Source organism: Kushneria halocnemicola (assembly GCF_965650455.1).
In the GTDB taxonomy this organism is placed as follows: domain Bacteria; phylum Pseudomonadota; class Gammaproteobacteria; order Pseudomonadales; family Halomonadaceae; genus Kushneria.
In genome coordinates this window covers 257,915-277,469 of the sequence record NZ_OZ287968.1, presented here as the reverse complement: position 1 = coordinate 277,469, position 19,555 = coordinate 257,915, and the positions used below count along the sequence as shown (strand labels likewise).

The following is a 19,555-nucleotide window of genomic DNA, read 5'->3' as shown; positions in this document are numbered from 1 at the left end:
GGCAACTCCCAATACGCAAAAGGCCCATCGCAGTGCGATGGGCCTTTTACTATCGATGATGTCAGTGCTGTTACACGAACATCATCGACGATCGAATTTTGTTAGCTGCTACGTGCTCAGGAGCACTGCTGCGGGTCGGGGAAGTGGATCTCGCCACCGCCGCTGCCGCCACCATGGCCACCGTGGTTGCCGTCGTGGTAGCCGGCATGACCGCCATTGCTGCTGTCGTGCCGATTGCTGTTCCACCAGGCAACGCCGCTGCCAAGGAACAAGATAATTAGAAGTGCAATGGTTGCCTGACTCATTTTCCCTGTCTCCACCGTCGATGCGGTAAATGTGAACGAGAGAAAGATGACGCAACATGAAGTAACAAGATGTGCAGATTTGCGGTCTAATCGTCAAAATAAGACAGCAGTATCAAGGGGGTTATCAGATTCTTTAACCGCTTTGTGCCGAAAGAAATTCGACCGACTCATACCTCCAGGCGGGCAAAATAATGATTAACAACCGGCCGGATTCACACCAAAGACTGCATTAATGCCAAAAAGAATGAATCCACTCATTGCCATAAAACCAGTCCCGAAGCTAACACCTTGATTCAAATGACGGTTACCCAACCGCACTGTCTTCCCATTATTCGGCTGTCCCGGGCGTGGTACTTCACTTTTCCGGCTTTGCAGGCACTGCACACGAGACGCCCAGGAAATCGTATTTTTTTCGCGGTTTTCACCAAAGCGTCATCGATCTGACCCGGCGACGTCATGTCGTGGCGCCATCCTGCGTGACAATATCCCACGCAGGAGAACACTCATGGCTTCCTTGTTGATGACGATGGCAGTAGCGATGGTGATGTGGTGCGGCGTCAGTCTGTGGCTTGCCAGCAGCTTCGTGCGCACCGCTCGCTCCCATGCAGGCCCCGTGGGCGATGAACACGCCCTGATCATTGCGGGCGCTGCCAAACCGCGCCCGAACGCCGACAGTGCCAACGACGATGAATACGACACGCAGACCCTGCGCAGCCTTTGAGCCTGAACGGGCAGCGGGCCGGCTTTCGGTACTCGCCTGGCGAGCCCCTCATTTCCTGAAAAAAGCGCTCGATGGCGCATCGAACCGAATGCTTTTTGAATCCGCCTTGTGTGGATTTTTTCCTTTCTGGATCGGTACCTGCCCTGACCTTCCCTCCTTATTGCGACCCGCCTTTCCTTTTTGAATTAAACAAAAGGGCCAGGCGTTTTTTATAAGTCCATAAACGCCTTGTTAAGCAGGTCTGCGTTAAAGTGTCGCACTTCATTTCGCGCACTCCCCTGCCCATCGCCTTTTTTCAGGTCGTGATGGGTGGCTCGCCGTCGATGGCGAGCCCTACTTTGCAAGTCGAGAAAAACACTTCATGAAAAAACAACTGACAGCGGCGCTGTGTCTGAACCTCTGCATGGCTTCAGGCTACGCGATGGCTGCCGATGACAGCGAGACCATCGATGTCGCCCTGATCGGCGGCGGCATCATGAGCGCCACCCTGGGCACCTACCTGGAAGCGCTTCAGCCCGACTGGAAGGTCAGCATGTATGAGCGTCTGGACCAGGTGGCCGAGGAAAGCTCCAACGGCTGGAACAATGCCGGCACCGGTCACTCCGCCTTTGCAGAGATGAACTACACCCCGCAGCGTGACGACGGCAGTGTAGACGTCTCCCGCCCACCCAAAATTACCGAAGCCTTTGAGATCACCCGACAGTTTCTGTCGTATCAAGTGCTCAACGGCGTCATGCATGACCCGGGCTCGTTTCTCAACAACACACCGCACATGAGCTTTGTCTGGGGCGATGATCACATCGACTTTCTGCGAAAACGCTATGACGCCATGCAGCAAAGCAGCCTCTACAAGGCCATGGAGTACTCGGAAGACCCCGAGGTCATCCGTGAATGGGCACCGCTGATGATGGAAGGTCGCGATCCCGCCCAGAAGGTCGCCGCGACGCGCATGGAGGCCGGTACCGACGCCGAATGGGGCGAAGTTACCCGCCAGCTCATCAGCGCCTTGTCAGAACAGCACGACAACTTCAGCCTGAGCACCGGCAGCGAAGTGCGCGATCTCAAGCGCAACGATGACGGCAGCTGGAAAGTCACCTGGGCGGATCTCGACCATGGCGGCGAAGAGCACAGCATCAACGCCCGTTACGTCTTCATCGGCGCCGGCGGTGCCGCCCTGCCCCTGCTGCAAAAATCCGGCATCCCCGAAGGGAAAATCTACGCCGGCTTCCCGGTCGGTGGTCAGTTCCTCGTGACCAGCAACCCCGAGATTGCCCATCGCCATCATGCCAAGGCCTATGGCCTGGCCGCGAGCGGGTCACCCCCGATGTCCGTACCGCACCTGGACAGCCGCAAGCTGGATGGGAAGCAGCGTATCCTGTTCGGTCCGTTTGCCAATTTCTCGACGAAGTTTCTAAAAGACGGCTCGTGGACGGATCTTTTTGGCTCCATGACCACCAGCAACACCCTGCCGATGATGAAGGTCGGTCTGGATAACTTCAGCCTGGTCAAGTACCTGGTGGGCCAGGTGATGCTGTCCGAAGATGATCGTTTCGAAGCGCTCAAGGCGTACTACCCCGAGGCCCAACGCGAAGACTGGACGCTGATCAACGCCGGCCAGCGCGTACAGATCATCAAAAAGGACCCGGAAAAAGGCGCCGTTTTGCAGTTCGGCACCGAAGTCGTGACATCACAGGACGGCACCATGTCGGCCCTGCTGGGGGCATCTCCGGGGGCGTCCACCGCGCCGACCATCATGCTGGGCCTGATGGAGAAGGTCTTCCCCGAGCAGCTGGCCTCCGATCAGTGGCAGGGCAAACTCAAGCGCATGATTCCCTCCTACGGCCTGACGCTGGATGGCAACGAGCAGCTCACCAACGAGATCCGTTCCTATACCAGCAGCGTACTGGAACTGGGCGACACCCAGCCTACTGCCGAAAATGCCGAGCGTATCGAGGCCCTCAAGGCCCGCGCCCGCGGTCAGGAAAGCGATAGTGAGCAGCCCGGTAATGGCGGCGAAGAAACAGACGCCGTCGAGACGAGTGACAACGTCTGAGTGGTTCTGACGCTGGTCATTAAAAACGCCACCCCGCGGGGTGGCGTTTTTCGTTCTATACAAGGCAGCGGATATCGACTCAACGCCTCATGTCACGCCCTGTCGGCAATATCACTGGATGACGACTGTATGCTCGCTCTAAGCTCAGGCCATGTTTCGTGGAAGGCAATGCCTTCAGCATCATCAACCCCGTTTCGATCGACATATCGCTCCTTGGTGCCTTCTTTGCCCCGATAGACGGACCAGTCGTTTTCACCATGATTGACCAGATAAACGCCCATGTAGCCATCCAGGGGGATCAGTTCTCGACCATGCTCACGAGCCACAATATGGTATTTGCTGTGCTCGCCCAGACGCGAGAAATAGGCCTGCCTGTCTTCCTTGTTGACGGGCAGATCGTCGGGCTCGATGTAAAAAATGGCGCATGAACCGCACTGCTCCCAGAAGCGTTTGGCATGCTCATTACAGCGCCCGATTCCCTGGCTGCCACAGTCATACATATAGCCCCGTTCGATCAGGTAGCCTGCGCGGCTGTTGCCGGCCCTGACCGTTTTAACAAGATCCGGATGCAACAGATCGTCTGCATCAAGCGCCATGAAATAAAAGGCAGGCATTTTCTGTGCATACAAATGCGCCCCGAGCATTCGCTTTTTGCGGTTTTTGTCGTTGACCGGACGCCCTTCCTCGTTGAACGACACCGGAAAATCAACGGTGATAAAGCGAACATCAAGTCCCTGCGTATCGATCTCGGGTATATCGTGTACCACGATATAAACCTGAAAGTTCCTGTCACCCTGGCGGGCCAGATTATGCAGGGTTCTTTCCAGATTCCGGCATACCAGTGGCCAGTCGTTGGTCGTACTTCTGGCCCGAAGCGAAATACCAAACACAAAGGGTATCGGCTCTGGCGTCGAGCTCTCCGGCTTCACAGCCAGACCAGTAGATGGATTATCCGTTTCTTCCAGCAGCATGTCGCGCCGGTCACCTGCGTGCAGAGCGGCCAGGCCATCCACTCGCTCAAGAAAATCCATGATGGCATCCTGGCGATGCTGATTACGACTGACAGCGCCGGCATCGTCGGGTGTTTCCATATGGCCCATGCCGGAAAACAGCCGCGCCACCCAGCCTGCCACGCCCCACTGAAAGGCTTCCTCGGACAGGCCTCGACGCGGCTGGTCGACCAACTCATCGTTCCAGTCATCCCATTTGCCCGGCACGCCCAGATGCCAGAGCATTTCGATCTTGGGGCGACGCCCGTAGCAAAATGCCTCGTTGAAATCGCTTGTGGTGTCATGGCGAAAGATCAGCTGAGGCTCTTCTACCGGGTCAGGGGCGAACCCCTTTTCCAGCAGATGCGTATTGTCCAGAAGGCGGGCCATGGGCACCACGAAATGCGTCAGCCACGGCCTTTGGGTGACCGCTTCCATTATGGCCTGCCATGCCTGCGGCGTCACAAAGCAGTTACCATCCCAGGGCAGCACCCACTTGCCCTCCTGACGGCCCTGTCGCAAAGCTGCGTTGCGGGCGCCATTGTTGTTCATGACGTAGTTGTTTTTCAGGCGATAAGTCGCCGTTTGAATCCTTTTTTTCTGATGAGACGACAGGCTGTCAAAACTGTCACTGCTTAAAAAGTCCGACGTGGGCAGACTCTGATAATCCCATCCAATGCCCCGGTACTCCCGGGCATCAAAAGGGATATGCAGCCATGTCTGACCGTGCTCTTCCAGCAGGCGAATCACGGCTCGCTCTTCGCTGGAATCCACAATCCGATTGACGACCCAGCGCTTTTCACAGTTATCAAGCGGCGGCTCGTTTTCAAGTATGAATCGAAGATTGTCGCGCGTTTGCCCCTTGCGATGACGGGGATAAAGGTCGTTGCCGATAATTCGATACAACACGAACGTATCAGGCACCTGATCCAGCCCCTTTTCCCGGTATTCGAGCTGCAGGGCGTCACCGTTTCGGGGCGTAACGGCGTGAAGCGCCGCCAGCGGATCAAAGGCCTTTTCGATGGAGGCTCCGGCAGAAGCCTTTCCGGACCTGGCTGAAGCATTACCCCCATTTGACGGCGATGAGAGGGTTTCCAGACCCGCAGTTCGCCCGACCATGTGTCGCAGTCGACGAAACGGTGACATCAGTCGCCAGGAGCGGCTGCTCATCAGTTGATCGTTTTTTCGCTGCTCTCGTTCCAGACGATGGCCGAGTTCGACAAGCTGGCGATTCAGGGCATCAATCTGCTGATCGCGGCGATTAATATCGGATTGATGCGAAAGATCCCGGGCCCGGGATCTTTCGCGTGATCTGTTTTGGCGAGATGCTTTCGCAGCCTCGATGGCCGGTGGCGGCGAACTCAGGCGCTGTTTCATCTCTTCGATGCTGGCGCTGGAGAGCATCCATTGTTGTTCATGCTGTTGCTCGAAGGCCGCCATGCGATCAACAAGGAGAACACTTTCCTGCTGCTGCGCCGTTATCTGCTCGCGCAGCTGCTCGATCGTGTCAAAAAGTTCACTTTGCCTTTGATGCGACTGCGCCTGCTCCTCTTCTCGAGCCGTCGATCGCTTGCGCAGTGCTCTGATGGTTTTCTCGGCGTCCTTGAGTTTATCCTCAAGTGTCTGAATATGTTCAAGATGCACGCGGTTGTGGCGTGCCCTTTTTGTCAGCATTTGCTGACGACTTTCAGCCAGACGGTTGACCAAACCCAGACGCAGGGTCAGATCAGAGACTGTCGAGGCAGCGGTGGCAGCCTGCCAGTGAAAGGCATCATCACGACCGTCCATGGTCAACGCCTGCAGCACACTCGCCTGCTGTCGAGCCTGTCGACTTTCGACCTGATGACTGAGCCAGTCATGCGCGACCTGAAACCCTCTGCCATCAGCATCCTGCTGGTCCCAGAGCGGTACATCCGCCTGTTCGGCGTAGCGCGACAGCTGCGCCATGGCGACCAGCGTAAAGCTCACGTAATCCTGAGGATGGGCGCGCTGCATTTCCATGGCGAGCGCGCCGTCAGGCTCGATCTGGTCCAGGGCGCGTACTCGAACGTCGTTGAGCGCGATGTGCTCAACAAGTCTTGAGTCGCCTGTGAACGAGGCGTAAGCCATACGCTGCAGGTCATACCAGAACCCGATATTGTTGCCGGCCTGCGCGGCTTCCTTGCCTGTCTCGCTGTCGTGAAGCCAGTCCAGAAGCGCTCGAAACCATTGACGCAGAGCGGCTGACTGCTCGCCGGTCAAAGCGTTCATGGCTTCAAGCAGCAGCGCGGCTTCAGTGACATAGATCAGATGGCGCGCCTCGATAATGGCCGCACCTCGGGTCTGTGCCCGCCCGGGCACCTGCTGAGCGTATTCGAAATGAGGTGTCTGGCGTGTGGCCTCATCCAGAAACCAGGCCCTGATTCGGCGAACGGCGCATTCAGCGTAGCGTTGATCGCCGGTCAGCCAGGCCGCCAGCGACAGCACCTGCAACCCTTCCACCATATTAACCAGTCGTGCGGCGTCGTAACGCTCGCTATAGCAGTCCGGATTGACCTCCCCGTCGTGTCGCACATACGGCAGGCCGTCATCGCTTTGTTGATCCGGCCACCAGTATTTCGCAAGGCTTGAGTAGTCGTTGGGTGACAGCCCTGCTTCGACGCGGGTCTTTTGAACCACGCTGTCCTCGCTTGCCGTCAAAAGCGGTTCAGCGTGGGCGCGCAGCGCCTCAAGCAGGGTCGCCCCTTCTGCATATCCTGAACGGCACAGTGCCGCCAGCTCGACTAGATGATCGCCATCAAGCACGACGGTGTCAGGACGGACAATGCCTTCAACATCGATATCCGGATAGCGATACTTCAACCCCGAAGAAAAACCGGAACAGACCTCAAGAAACATGGCCTTCTCTATGGAAAGCATCGGCGCTACTCCTGTGCCGCTTGTCACCTCCAGCCCATGCCGGAGGCTCTCGAATCGATACCGTTGCATGGCATCGGATCGACTCATGAACCAGGTAATAAAGGAACACAATCTACAGCGACGGCAGGAAACAATCCCGGGCTTAACGAGTGGCGATCTGTATCCGATTATTGCGTTTCGAATACCAGAGCGCGCCGTTTGCGCAACATGTTACAAAGGCCCGAAAATGTAAGTTTTCAGATGACAGGTTTGACCGTTGGCAATATTAAAGACACAAGATGTGTTCAAAAAAAAGTCCAAACCATGAACTATATTAGTAATATTTTTTTAATCATTGATCTACAACCACATCTGGACTGGCTCGGCAGGCAATCAAATAAAAAAGCCGCAAGCGGCTCGGGCCGAAGACATCGAGATTGTTCGCCTTTTATTCTCTTTTCGCACCCGGGAAAAGGCTGCGGTTCTACAACATGCTCTCGGCATCGCAATCAGCGATCATTGATGCGACTGTAGCGATCCTCAAAACGCACGATATCGTCTTCCTCCAGATAGCGACCGGTCTGCACCTCGATAAGCTTCAGAGGGATATGGCCCGGATTTTCCAGTCGATGAACGGTACCCAGCGGCAGATAGATCGATTCATCCTCGGTAATTAGCAGCGTGCGCAGCGTTTGCATCGAGTCGTCATCGCGATCGCCTCGCGTCACCTTCGCTGTGCCCTGCACCACCACCCAGTGCTCGGCGCGATGATGGTGCATTTGCAGCGACAGGGCCGCGCCCGGATTGACCATGATCTCCTTGACCTGAAATCCGGGCGCTCGAACCATGGCGCGATACCAGCCCCACGGCCGGTAGACCCGGCGATGGTTACGGCTTTCCGTACGGCCCTCGCTTTCAAGGCGCGCCACGATGTGTTTCAGCTCCTGCATGCGACTTCGGTCGGCCAGCAGGATGGCATCCTCGGTTTCGATGGCCACCACATTCGACAGGCCCAGCGTTGCTACCAGCCGCGACTGGCTCATGACCAGGCTGTCGTGCGTGTCATATAACAGCACATCCCCCTGTGTTACGTTGCCATTGCCATCACATTCGTGGTGGCGCGCCTCATATACCGCATCCCAGGCGCCGATATCGCTCCAGCCGCCGGCAAGCACCAGCATGGCCGCACGCCGGGTGTGCTCCATGACGGCGTAATCGATGGAAATCGAGGGCGTCTCGGCAAAGGCATTTTCCTCAAGACGGATAAAGTCGAGATCACGACATCGATGCTCAAAGGCGGCCGTGACGGTGGCAAGCACCTGCGGTGCATGCGCTGCCAGCGCCTCGACAAGCACCCGCGCCCCGGCCACGAACATACCGCTGTTCCAGAAATGGCCGCCCTGTTCAAGCAGGGCCCGGGCGGTTTCAGCGTCGGGTTTTTCAACGAAGCGCTCAACGGTAAACCCGTATTCGAGCGCCGACCCGGCGCGGATATAGCCATAGCCGGTATGAGGAGTGTGGGGCTCGATGCCAAACGTGACCAGATAGCCCTGGCGTGCCAGCTCGCGCGCCTGGTGCACCGCGGTGGCAAAGGCGCCCTGATCCTTGATGACATGATCGGCCGGCATGATCACAAGCTGCGCCGTCTCATCATGTTCAAGCGCCTGCAGGGCCGCCAGCGCAATGGCCGGCGCCGTGTTACGCCCCTCGGGCTCCAGCATGATATCGGCACGCTCGATACCGACCTGGCGAAGCTGCTCGGCGATCAAAAAGCGATGGGCCTGATTGCAGATCACGATGGGGGCGCCCGCGGTGCCAAGCCCGTCCAGCCGCGACAGGGTCTGCTGCAAAAGCGAACGCTCGTCGTCGACCAGGGCCAGAAACTGTTTGGGACAGGCCTGCCGGGACGCCGGCCAGAGTCTGGTGCCCACACCACCGGAGAGGATGACCGGATAGAGTGTATCCGCAGTGTCGGCGTACTCATCTCCATCAGACGTCATGGCCCGGCTCCCTGTGCGAAAAACGATGAACGGCGAAGTTGAGCTCATAAAATAGCGCCTTTTATCGGCGCCGAGGAGCCTCGATAAAAGACGCTTTCCGAAAACGGCCGTTGACGCCGAAATTCGTTCAATCGTTTTCGGGCAGCACCTTGCGCAGGGCACTGGCATAGGCGTTACGCGCCGTGCGTACGATCGCCAGCTGCTGCTCCAGACGTGCGATCTCCTGATCGGTCGCGCGCAGGTTCTGGATCTGAGAGCGGGCATCGTCTGTCAGAGATGTCGTGTCGTAATCCTTGCCGTCGATCTTGATGGAATTGGCTTCAGACATGGTAATATTTTCTCCAACTTTTTAATGAAGCACTTATTCTCACCGCCTCGGGAGACAACTTCAACCTCGACGCCTTCAGGTCAGCATTTTAACCACCTGCCCTCACACATTTTCAGGACCCGACGTCATGCTCCGGATTCACGCCACCGGCGATCATTCCAACTATCACTGCGGCTCGAAAGCCGCCTGGAACGTCATCAGTGCCGAGGCGGCGCGCCATGGACGGCTGGTGACAGCAAAGGACGAGTTTGATCTGCTCGTCGTCAACGGCGAAGGCTCGATGCACCACAACAGCCGCGGCTTTCGCAAAAAGATGGATCAGATCAAGCACGCCCTTGACCAGAATCGCCGCGTGATGCTGGTCAATACCGTCTGGCAGGACAACCCTCAGCGCGACGCCGATGTGTTAAAGCGCTGCGAATGGGTCGTGGTGCGCGAGGTGCACTCGCAACAGGCGCTGGCCGCCCAGGGCGTGAGCGCCGAAATCGCCTTCGATCAATCCTTTTATGATGACATCGACCCCGATGCGCCGTTTATCGATTTCAGCGACCGGATCGTTCTGACCGATTTCTGGGCACAGGAGTTCGATGCCTTTGCCTGGGTCAACAGCAAGTGGGCGCAGAAGTTTGTCACCGTAGACATGCAGGCAATGTCATGGTCGTCGCTGGTGCGCTCGCTGCGCACCGCGAAGCTGCTGGTGACCGGGCGCCATCACGCCGTCTACGCCGCCTGCCGCGCGCGCTGCCCGTTTGTGGCGCTGACCGGCAACACCCACAAAATCGAAGGCCTGATGGCCACTGCCGGCATTCAGGTGCCGGTCTTTCAGGACTTTTCAGCGCTCAAACAGGCCATCGACGACGGCGTGGATGCTTCCTCTACCTGTGAAGCCCTGTTTGACTGGATGGAACAGCAGCCCGCCTGGCAGCTGGCCCCGCCCGCCTCTTCAGCATCCGCCGACACCGCCCCTCGTAGCGCCGCCTCACCGACTCAGGACAACGCCAGCAAAAAGCCTCCAAAGCTTGATAGCCCTGAAGCGCTGGCGCTTGTGCAGCACCTGCGCCAGAGCCGGGACATTCTAGACCCGCTCAGGGCAACGCTTGCGCCCCTGTTGAGTGGCCGGCGCTGTCTGGTGCTCGGCTCCGCCCCCGGCGCCCGGCTGCCCGAACCGCACCTTTTTGAGCGCTGTGTGTGCGTCAACGGCTCGCCCCGCGTGGCGGCCGGGCACGGGCTCACGCCCGATTTGACCATCATGGCCGGCTACACGACCCTGGTGGAGCGTGACGTTTCACGGCAGAGCCTGGAGCAGCTGAGCGGGCTGCACGCCGGCAAGCTTTTGTTCGTCAGCGCCGGCAACGACCGTGACAGCGCCCGCCGCATTTTGAGCGATAGCGGGTTTGGCTTCGACGAGTGGCTCGACATTGACCCGCTGACCCGCGCCGCCATCGCCGGTGAGGCCACCGGCGAGGGAGAGCCCGGGCTGGGCCACTGGCAGGAGCGTGTCTCCAACGGGGTGTTTGCCCTGCTGGTCGCCCTGTGGAGCGGCGCCGAACACGTCGTTATTGCCGGCATCACGCTCTCCGGCGGGCATGACTACATCGAAGGCGACACGCCGCGCCATCACGTCGCCGGCGACCAGCGCTGTCTCGAAACGCTGGCCCGCCTGCACAATGAGCGTGTTTCCACCACCGATGAAGCGCTTGCCAGAACCACCGGCCTGCACTTTCTGCCCGAGCCGGACGTCGCGGCCGATACCGATACGGCGGCCGAGCCGGAGCCCGGGCGCTTCTCGCTGCGCCGGCTTTTCAAATCGGATCGTTGAGGCCTTTCGAATCCTCAAGACCCTTACCGAACGGCGCTCACCTGCCGCTCATACCATAAAGGCCCCGCCATGGCGGGGCCTTTTAGTGGCTACCGGGTATGGAGGTCATCCAACAGGCACGACATTCCTGAAGCTTCGGGGCGCGGCCACATCAACCCACCCTCGTTTCAGGAAAACCATGGCGCCGCGCCGCTATCCCGCGGTCATTTTGCCGCTAGCGATAGCGCCCGATCCAGTGGTGCAGCTCGCCGGCCAGCAGCAGCCCGGCGGCGCGGCGCCCCTCGCTTGAGTGATTGAACCGGCCCCGGTCGATGGCTTCGTTCAGCCGGGCCAGAATTTCTTCGATCTCTTCCTTGTCGATACCGGCGGCCACGATGTCGGCGCAGCGGCGCACGATGTCATCGCGCAGCAGGGTAATGCGCTCGGCGCTGGTGCCCTCGTCGGAATGCGCGGTGTCTTCGCCATCGTCGCTGTAAACCTGCCCGATGGGCAGGTCGTCATCGAGAGTGACATGCGCAAGATTTGCCATGTTGTCGGCCGTGGGGGCCTTGGCATCGTCATCATAGGGGTGCTCGGCCAGGCCGGGCGCCAGATTTTCCATGATGTCATAAAGAATCTGGTTGGCTTCCAGATGCTCGCGGCTGCAGATATCGGCGCAGCGCATCAGCGCGTGGCTGCCCAGCGGGGCGCACATGGTGGTGTATTGCAGCGTGCGCCCGACGTGGAAGCGGTCGCGAAACTCGCGGTAGTGCAGAATCAGCGGATGAATATCGCTCGGGTTGTGGCGCTTGAGTGTTTCGATGGTGTCCAGCACGCTGCGCTGCCAGCGCGCCACCAGGCCCTCCTCGGCAAAGCCCTTGTGCTTGGCGCACAGGTACTTTTCCGGCGCCATGAGCGGATAGTAGGGCCGATGGGACTCACCGCCCCCGCCGCCGAAATGCACAAGGCGTGAGGTGTTGAGCGTGTAGGGAAAATAGACCGGCGTATAGATGCCCAGACACAGCGCCTTCCAGTCGCGATAGGCGTGAGGCACCGCCAGCGGCAGCGCCCGGGGCACCTTCCGGTTGAGGCGCAGGTCGTAGTGCCCGGCCAGCGCCCGGGCGATTTCCAGATCCCTGACCATTCGGTCCTTTTTGTCCGAGCGCAGATAAAGGTTGTCCATCGAGGCCTGTTGGCTCAGGCGCTTGCGCGCGGCGAGGAAAAAGCCCAGCAGCGCGCGCGAATCGCGCCCGCCGCTCAAATCAACGATCAGTGACAGCCGGCCGTGATGCACCAGAGCGCCGATGCGCGACAGCCACAGCTCCAGATAGTGCTTGAGCGCCTCGGGATAGTTGTGTGCCGGCGCGCGGGGTTCGAGTGCCACGGGCATGAGCCGGCCGTTGTCGAGTTCGAGCGCGTCAAATGAGGGCAGAATGCGGATCTCATCGACCGCGGTGGCAAATGAGGCCGGCTGGGCGGTGAAGGGCTTGGGATGGCGCCAGGCCATGAGCTGGGCGCGGTCGATCTGCAGCGTCACGCCCTGCTCGGTCAGATGCTCGACCAGGGCCATCAGGGAGTTGGAAAACGCCCAGAGGTTACCAACGCTGTAGTAGTACAGATGCTTGTAGCCCTTGAAGTCCGCGCCGATGCGCGTGGTGGCGCCATGCGGGGCAATGGTGACATAGCAGCCATCCTCGCCGATGGGCACGTCCCGGCCGGTGGCATGGCGATAGCGCTGCGCGCCGCCCTCGCCGGCAATGAAATCGCACCCGGCAAAACAGTAGCCGTTGAACCAGCGCTCGGGCACGCCGGTGGCGCTTGAAAAGAGAAATACCGAATCCGTCATGGGGGCTGTGCTCCGTGCAACACGCTGGCCTCGTACAGCGCGGCTCTCAGGCTAGCGCAGGCAGGCGGCCGTGGCGACAGGCGAATCCCGTCGGCCATGAATACGCTGCATCACATGGCCGCGACGCCCTTTCTGCAGGCCATAAAAAACCCCCGCCTAAGCGGGGGTTCGTTTACCGAGATCAACAGCGATCAGGCAATCGCGAAGTTGTCAGCGGTCAGGTCAGGAATACCATTCAGATTCGCTACAAGAACGTCATCTCCAGCGGTATCAGTAACACCGGTACCGTCACCAGGTGCAGTCGAATCGCCCGATGCATCAAAGATGAGATTGCCATTGCTCTGGTCGTAGATGAAGCGAGCGTTACCTGCATCAGCATTCAGGTTGGAGCCATCGCCACCAAATGCTATGAAATCGCTGGCATCGAATGTACCGGCAGTGAACTGGTCGCTACCTGCCAGTCCGTCCAGATCGGCTTCAGAGAACTGGAACGAGTCGGTGCCTTCAGCGCCGAAACCGTTGATGGTATCGCCACCCTGATCCGTAATATTGGTGTAGGTGAAGACATCATCGGCTGCTGTGCCTTCCAGCGTCTGTGGACCGGAAGCACTTTCGATGGGATTGGTGGTACCCGCCTGCGGTCCCTCATCGGGAGTAGTGCCGTCATCCGGAGTAGTGCCGTCGTCCGGAGTAGTGCCGTCGTCCGGAGCAGTACCGTCATCCGGAGTAGTGCCGTCGTCCGGAGTAGTGCCGTCGTCCGGAGTAGTGCCGTCGTCCGGAGTAGTGCCGTCGTCCGGAGTAGTGCCGTCGTCCGGAGTAGTGCCGTCGTCCGGAGTAGTGCCGTCGTCCGGAGTAGTGCCGTCGTCCGGAGTAGTGCCGTCGTCCGGAGTAGTGCCGTCGTCCGGAGTAGTGCCGTCGTCCGGAGTAGTGCCATCATTATCGATGAAATTATTAATATCAACGATCTGATCGGTGTTGTCGGCCAGCTGCTGGACATCCACATCACCGGTCAGGCGCAGGCCGAAGTCCTGGCTGTCGGCGCCGGCGGAGGCAGGGCCGTCAGTAAAGGAGTTCTGGTACAGATAGGTGTCGCCTTCAAAGGAGAAGGAGGCGTACTGATCGCCCAGATTCTGTGTGGCGGCGGCCGCGCGGAAGGCGCTGGTCAGCGAGGAGGCATCACCGATGTCGGCGGCAACGATGTTGTCGCCGGTGATGATGTCGCCGTCAAAGCGCAGAGTGTCGTCGGCCACGCTGAAGTTGGTGATGGTATCGACCAGATCGCTTTCAAGACCCAGGCGCGAGTTGACGCTGATGTCGTCATGGCCGGTGCCGTTATAGCCTTCCTCGATCTGCGCCAGAACGATGGTTTCAGCCAGGTCGGCATCGCCATTGGTAAAGGTCAGACCGCCGGTCAGGGTGCCGGCGTTGATGGTGACAATGTCAGCATCGTCGGAAGCATCATAGGCGATGCGGCCGTTGCCGCCCAGGTTCAGCGTGGACAGGCTGTCGTCGTCAGCAGCGTTGTTGACCGACAGGGTCAGGGTCTCGCCTTCTTCGGTGCCGTTGTTGAGGAAGTTGGCACGAATGGTGAGTGACTCGGTGCCTTCCGTGGTGGTGATGTCCAGATCACCGCCGTCGATGGCGTCAATGCGCTGGGTGCCGTCGGCATTTTCCAGCGTGGCGCTCAGGCCGTTGCGGTTACCAACAACAACGCCGTCATCGTTCAGGACCTGGCTGTCGTCGGACGGATCGCCATCGGCGAAACGGATCTGCGCCAGGTTGTCGAGCGTGCTGGCATCGACAGTAATGTCGTTGTCTTCGGTGTAGAAGGTAATGCGATCGATGTTGTTGGCGTTGTTAACGGCGGACAGATTAATGTCGGAGCCGTCAGCGATATCGCCGAAGTTGGTCACGCGCAGAGTGTTGTAACCGTCACCGCCGTCGATGTCGCCCAGGGTGGCCAGGCTGTCGTAGTCGATGAAGACGCGGTCGTTACCGGCACCGGCGCTGAGGCTGTCGCCGCCGCTGAGTTCAAAGCGGTCGCCGTTGTCGCTGCCGGTGATGGCAACACCTTCTTCCAGAGCGGTGGTGTTGATGGTGGCAGAACCCTGCAGAGCGCTGGCGTCGATGGCGGCCAGAGCGGTCAGGTTGGCGGTGGCGTTGAAGGTCAGGTTACGCACGCCAGTGATGTTGACCGTCTCGAGCGTCGAGTTGGCGCCATCGATATTGATCTGCGTGTTGAGCGCGACGTTGTCGGAGAACAGATCAGAGTTGCCGGTGTTAGCCTGGGATTCGATTTCCAGCGTTTCGATGCTGTCGCCCACGTTGATCGTGGAGACCAGCGAGGCAGAGCTGATGCTGCCGGTATTAACACTGCTGGTGTCAAGCTCGCCGTCTTCACCGACTTCAAGCGCCAGGTCGGAGACCACACCGTCATCATCGGTGGATTCCAGCGAGCCGTTGAAAAAGCTGTCGTTGAGAACAACGCGAGCGGCACCGCTGGTGCTGCTCTCGGCCAGATTGACCGACAGCGAGTCGTCGTTGTCGCTAAAACCGTTCAGCCACAGAGCCTGGTTATCGCCCAGGGTGACGGAAGCATTGTCGTCCCAGCCGTCCTGCAGGCGCAGGCTTTGCAGCGGGCCGACAGTGGAAACATTGATGTCGTTGGTCAGCTCGTCGGTGATGACAACGCGCTCGTTGACAAAATCTTCGATCTGGATCTGGTTCGTTTCGCGCGCAACACCGTCGTCATCGAAATAGGCGCTGCCGGTGGAACCGTAGATGCTGTTCGCCAGCTCGTTGTTAATCGTTAGTCTTGGCATTGCAAGAACACTCCTTGATCAAGAAACCTTCGAAGGTTGAGCAAGGCGCCATGATTTTTTACAAAAAATAACTCCTAATACTTTAGTGTCATTTTTTGACGCCCTTTCTCAACGACAATCCTAATTATGTTTCCTGAACAAAACCAGACGTTACCGTCAGAAACCATTAATCCATTGTGTTTAGAAGATTTGGTCCATTTCCCCGGATTTTTGCCGTCGTTCCCAATACTTTAGGGACTGTTCAAGTAGTTTTAACCAAAACGACATCTGCATTGAAAATTAAACGGTAATTAAATTAAGTTTCAATAAAGCTTATTGCGCCACAGCCAGTGGAACCGGCTCTTTCGCACAATCCCTTACTGCCTCCTGCATGATTGTTACCGCGTCCTGTTCGATCATCACCTTCTGAAATACAACCAAAGGCCTGTCCCGCCAACCGACATCAGGTTTTGTCCTTTCGCTAAAAGCGACAACAGCTGACCCGGAAACAGTGATCAATGAACCGTTTTTCATAAAAACTGATATAAAACGATGCAACCGGCTGAAGAAACGATGGCGGACCTCGAGCATGCGGGCCATCAAGCGTTGATGCAGGCCACAGCCGATGAGCTGGCGCAGCAGGAAAAGGAAGGATTCATACGTCTTGGGCATTCCGGCTCACCACCTGATGCCGCACCGCCGAACATGATCGTATCGGCGCACAGGAGAAAGAATGGCAGGTACAACATCCATCGATACCGCCGAAGGCTGTCGCTTTTATTTCGGTATTCCTCTCAGGGCGAAGGCCAGCAGCCGGAACTGGACACTGGTCTGCAATAACCTCGAGCGCACCCTGATGTCACTGGCGCGGCAGAGCCGTCGCGATTTCAGGGTAGTGATCGCCTGCCACGAGCGCCCCGAGATCGATACCTGCGGTCTCGATGTCGAGTTTGTCATCGCCGAGACGCCGGCGCCGGCAGTGGATGCCATCAACCACAAGGGGCAGCCGGTCAACGACAAGCCGCTGAAAAAGTGCCTTCTGGGGCTGGCTCTGGCACGTCAGGTCAGACACTCCTTTTACTACATGCATCTGGATGCCGATGATCTGATCCATCCCGAACTGGTGGCCACAACGCTTGATGATGACAATCGGCGCGGCTATCTGATCGAAAAGGGCGTTTTGTTTGACTGTGCCAACCGCCGTTTTGCATTGGCCAGCGCCGAGCGCATGCCCTTCTGGCGACACTGTGGCTCCTGCGCCGTGGTGTATTTCACACCCCGGGAGCTGCCCGAATCCATCAGCGACAAGCGCTGCTATTTCGTGCAGTTTCAACGCCACAGAGAGTACGCCGATCTGTGCAAGCAGCACGGCCGGCCACTGACTCCCCTTGAAGATTACATGGCCGTTTATCTGATCAATCACGGCGAGAATCACTTCACCACCTACCGCAATAAAAGTGATTTCAAGTCCCAATACGTATGCAGGTACAGCGCGGCTGATGTGGACTTCCAGCAGCAGCTTTATGCGCTGTATCCACAGCTTGAGACCGTTTAGCCACACTTTTCAAACGATATGGCTGACTGATCCGCCCGGCGACACGACACTGTCAATATCCGGTCTCTGAAGGCCGCGGCAACCCGCTTTGAAAAAACGCCGCCGTTTCAAAACGTCGGCGTTTTTTAATGGGGCCGGCACAACGGTTTCAGTACGCCGATACCTGGTTTTACAGCGGCGTTCCTTTCATGTCACATCGCGTGTTTTCCCGTCTCGCGATGGTTATGCGCCGGTACAGCCGGTTCAGGGACATGATATAAAAAGACGACTTCATTAAGCCTGTGCACGAGGAAACATGACAGACACAACGTTAACTGACGCCAAAGGCTGTCGTTTTTACTTCGGCATTCCTCTTCGAGCCAAAGCCTGCAGCCAGAACTGGACGATGGTCTGCAACAATCTTGAGCAGACTCTGCTGTCTCTGGCCCGACAGAGCCGCGCTGATTTCAGGGTTCTGGTGGCCTGCCATGAACGCCCCGAGGTCGATACGTTCGGTCTCGATGTTGAATTTATCATTGCCGAGACGCCCCCGCCGGCACCGGATGCCGTCAATTCAAAGGGCGAGCCTGTCAATGACAAACCGATGAAAAAGGCTCTTGTCGGCGTGGCACTGGCACGCCAGGTTGATCAGCCCTTTTATTACATGCATCTGGACGCCGACGATCTGATCCACCCCGAGCTTGTGGCCACAACGCTTGCCGATGACAACCGGTGCGGCTATCTGATCGACAAGGGCATCATCTTCGATCGCTTGAACCATCGCTTTGCCTTGTGCTGTCCGGAACGCCTGGCCTTCTGGAAGCACTGCGGTTCCTGCGCGGTGGTCTATATCACCCCGGACGAGCTTCCCGCGTCCATCAAGGACAAGCGCTGCTATTTCATGCAGTTTCAGCGCCACAAGGAGTACGCGGACCTGGCCGAACAGCACGGCCGGCCGTTGACGGCCTATGACGATTACATGGCCGTATACATGGTCAATCACGGCGAAAATGATTACACCGCTTATCGCAACAGAGGGGAAGGCAAGGAAAACTACGTTCGAAAGTATGCTGAAAGCGACACCGATTTTCAGGCGCGTCTGTATACGCTGTATCCCCAGCTCAGGGAGATGTAGCCCTTTCACATGAGGGCTGCGTCGGCGTTCGGCATGTTTTTGCCGTCGATTGGCGCTTTTCTGGACGCCCTGCCTTTCCTGATCGAGACAATAAAACGCCGCGGCCCGAGGGCTGCGGCGTTTTATCGTGATCACGACACGGGTGCCAAATTGAAGGGGTCAGCAGGATGCCACCCGCTCTCCTGTCTGTCGTGTTGCCTGTACTGCTTCCAACGCGCCGGGGTTTAACGAACGGATACAATTTTAATCACTTTGCTGTTACGTTATTAATACCATGGCGTACCAGACGATGAGACAGGCGATGACAGACAAGACGTCAACCAGCGATAACAATGGCCGCTTTTATTTTGGTATTCCGCTACGCGCCAGGGCGCGCTGCCGCGACTGGGCGCTGGTGTGTCGCAATCTCGAGCGCACACTGGCCTGCCTGTCACGCCAGCAGTGCGGCGATTTCCGGGTGTTGATTGCCTGTCACGAACGACCCGATATCGACACCCATGGGCTTGATGTTGAATTTGTACTGGCCGATACCCCGCTCCCTCCGCCGGTCGATGACAAGGGATTGACCGGCAGTGACAAGCCGGTCAAAAAACGTCTGATCGGCGTGGCGCTGTCACGGCAAGTGGACAAGCCCTTCTACTACATGCACCTGGATGCCGATGACCTGGTCCATCCCGAGCTGGTCGCCCGGGTGTTTGCCGACGACAATCAAAGGGGCTATTTGATCAATCAGGGGGTGATGTTTGATTGTGCCACGGGCACCTTCGGCCAGTGCGGGCCGCTGCACTCCCCGTTCTGGCAGCACTGCGGCTCCTGCGCGATTGTCTACTTTCTGCACGAGGAGCTGCCTCGGGCGCTTTCCGCCAAAGACGCCTACTTCACCCGCTTTACCGGGCACAAGCAGTATCATGACATCGCCTGCGAGCACGGCCGGCCGCTGGCGCCCCTGACGGGTGACATGGGAGTGTACATGGTGAATCACGGCGAGAATGACGTCTCGACCTATCGCGGCAGAACAGGCGTCAAAAGCAGATTCGTACGTCGTCATCGCATCGCGGATGAACAAGGCGTGACCCGGCTTCTGTCCCTGTTCCCTGAACTGAAGGGCCTGCCACATTGTGACGCTTCAGAGGCACCGGCATTGTCGGAGCGGCTCCAGAAGTCCTGA

At 58.2% G+C, this 19,555-nt stretch carries 13 protein-coding genes; 6 read left to right on the top strand and 7 right to left on the bottom strand.

What is annotated here, in order from left to right; all coding sequences use genetic code 11:
- Nucleotides 1-116: 116 nt before the first annotated feature.
- Nucleotides 117-305, bottom strand: coding sequence for a hypothetical protein (locus ACS92L_RS01175; protein WP_438766480.1), 189 nt, complete (start codon nt 303-305; stop codon nt 117-119).
- 505 nt (nt 306-810) lie between these two features.
- Here ACS92L_RS01175 and ACS92L_RS01170 point away from each other — a divergent pair.
- Nucleotides 811-1,026 (top strand): hypothetical protein, encoded by a 216-nt coding sequence (locus tag ACS92L_RS01170; protein ID WP_438766478.1) that lies wholly within the window; start codon nt 811-813, stop codon nt 1,024-1,026.
- Nucleotides 1,027-1,387: 361 nt separating this feature from the next.
- Nucleotides 1,388-3,079 (top strand): malate dehydrogenase (quinone), encoded by a 1,692-nt coding sequence (gene mqo / locus ACS92L_RS01165; RefSeq protein ID WP_438766476.1) that lies wholly within the window; start codon nt 1,388-1,390, stop codon nt 3,077-3,079.
- Between the two features lie 92 nt (nt 3,080-3,171).
- On the opposite strand, the gene ACS92L_RS01160 is transcribed toward mqo, so the two are convergent.
- The 3 genes from ACS92L_RS01160 to ACS92L_RS01150 form a co-directional block, all read right to left on the bottom strand.
- Complete coding sequence (locus tag ACS92L_RS01160) at nt 3,172-6,966, bottom strand: alginate lyase family protein (protein WP_438766475.1); 3,795 nt, start codon at nt 6,964-6,966, stop codon at nt 3,172-3,174.
- 488 nt (nt 6,967-7,454) lie between these two features.
- A complete protein-coding gene (locus tag ACS92L_RS01155; protein WP_438766473.1) occupies nt 7,455-8,945 on the bottom strand; it encodes a mannose-1-phosphate guanylyltransferase/mannose-6-phosphate isomerase in 1,491 nt (496 codons plus the stop codon).
- A 127-nt stretch (nt 8,946-9,072) separates the two neighbouring features.
- Complete coding sequence (locus ACS92L_RS01150; protein WP_438766472.1) at nt 9,073-9,273, bottom strand: DUF6447 family protein; 201 nt, start codon at nt 9,271-9,273, stop codon at nt 9,073-9,075.
- A 127-nt stretch (nt 9,274-9,400) separates the two neighbouring features.
- Here ACS92L_RS01150 and ACS92L_RS01145 point away from each other — a divergent pair, with 127 nt between their 5' ends.
- Nucleotides 9,401-11,092, top strand: coding sequence for a polysaccharide pyruvyl transferase family protein (locus tag ACS92L_RS01145; RefSeq protein ID WP_438766471.1), 1,692 nt, complete (start codon nt 9,401-9,403; stop codon nt 11,090-11,092).
- Between the two features lie 214 nt (nt 11,093-11,306).
- Here the strand turns inward: ACS92L_RS01145 and ACS92L_RS01140 are convergent, their stop codons facing one another.
- From ACS92L_RS01140 to ACS92L_RS01130, 3 genes are all read right to left on the bottom strand, one after another.
- Nucleotides 11,307-12,917, bottom strand: a complete 1,611-nt coding sequence (locus tag ACS92L_RS01140) for a hypothetical protein (protein WP_438766469.1) — start codon at nt 12,915-12,917, stop codon at nt 11,307-11,309.
- 191 nt (nt 12,918-13,108) lie between these two features.
- Nucleotides 13,109-15,739, bottom strand: a complete 2,631-nt coding sequence (locus ACS92L_RS01135) for a beta strand repeat-containing protein (protein WP_438766467.1) — start codon at nt 15,737-15,739, stop codon at nt 13,109-13,111.
- 312 nt (nt 15,740-16,051) lie between these two features.
- On the bottom strand, nt 16,052-16,390 hold the full coding sequence (locus ACS92L_RS01130) for a hypothetical protein (protein ID WP_438766465.1): 339 nt from the start codon (nt 16,388-16,390) through the stop codon (nt 16,052-16,054).
- Nucleotides 16,391-16,451: 61 nt separating this feature from the next.
- Here ACS92L_RS01130 and ACS92L_RS01125 point away from each other — a divergent pair, with 61 nt between their 5' ends.
- From ACS92L_RS01125 to ACS92L_RS01115, 3 genes are all read left to right on the top strand, one after another.
- Nucleotides 16,452-17,273, top strand: coding sequence for a glycosyltransferase family A protein (locus tag ACS92L_RS01125; protein WP_438766464.1), 822 nt, complete (start codon nt 16,452-16,454; stop codon nt 17,271-17,273).
- A gap of 295 nt (nt 17,274-17,568) precedes the next feature.
- On the top strand, nt 17,569-18,387 hold the full coding sequence (locus tag ACS92L_RS01120; RefSeq protein ID WP_438766463.1) for a hypothetical protein: 819 nt from the start codon (nt 17,569-17,571) through the stop codon (nt 18,385-18,387).
- Between the two features lie 301 nt (nt 18,388-18,688).
- Nucleotides 18,689-19,555, top strand: a complete 867-nt coding sequence (locus ACS92L_RS01115) for a hypothetical protein (RefSeq protein WP_438766462.1) — start codon at nt 18,689-18,691, stop codon at nt 19,553-19,555.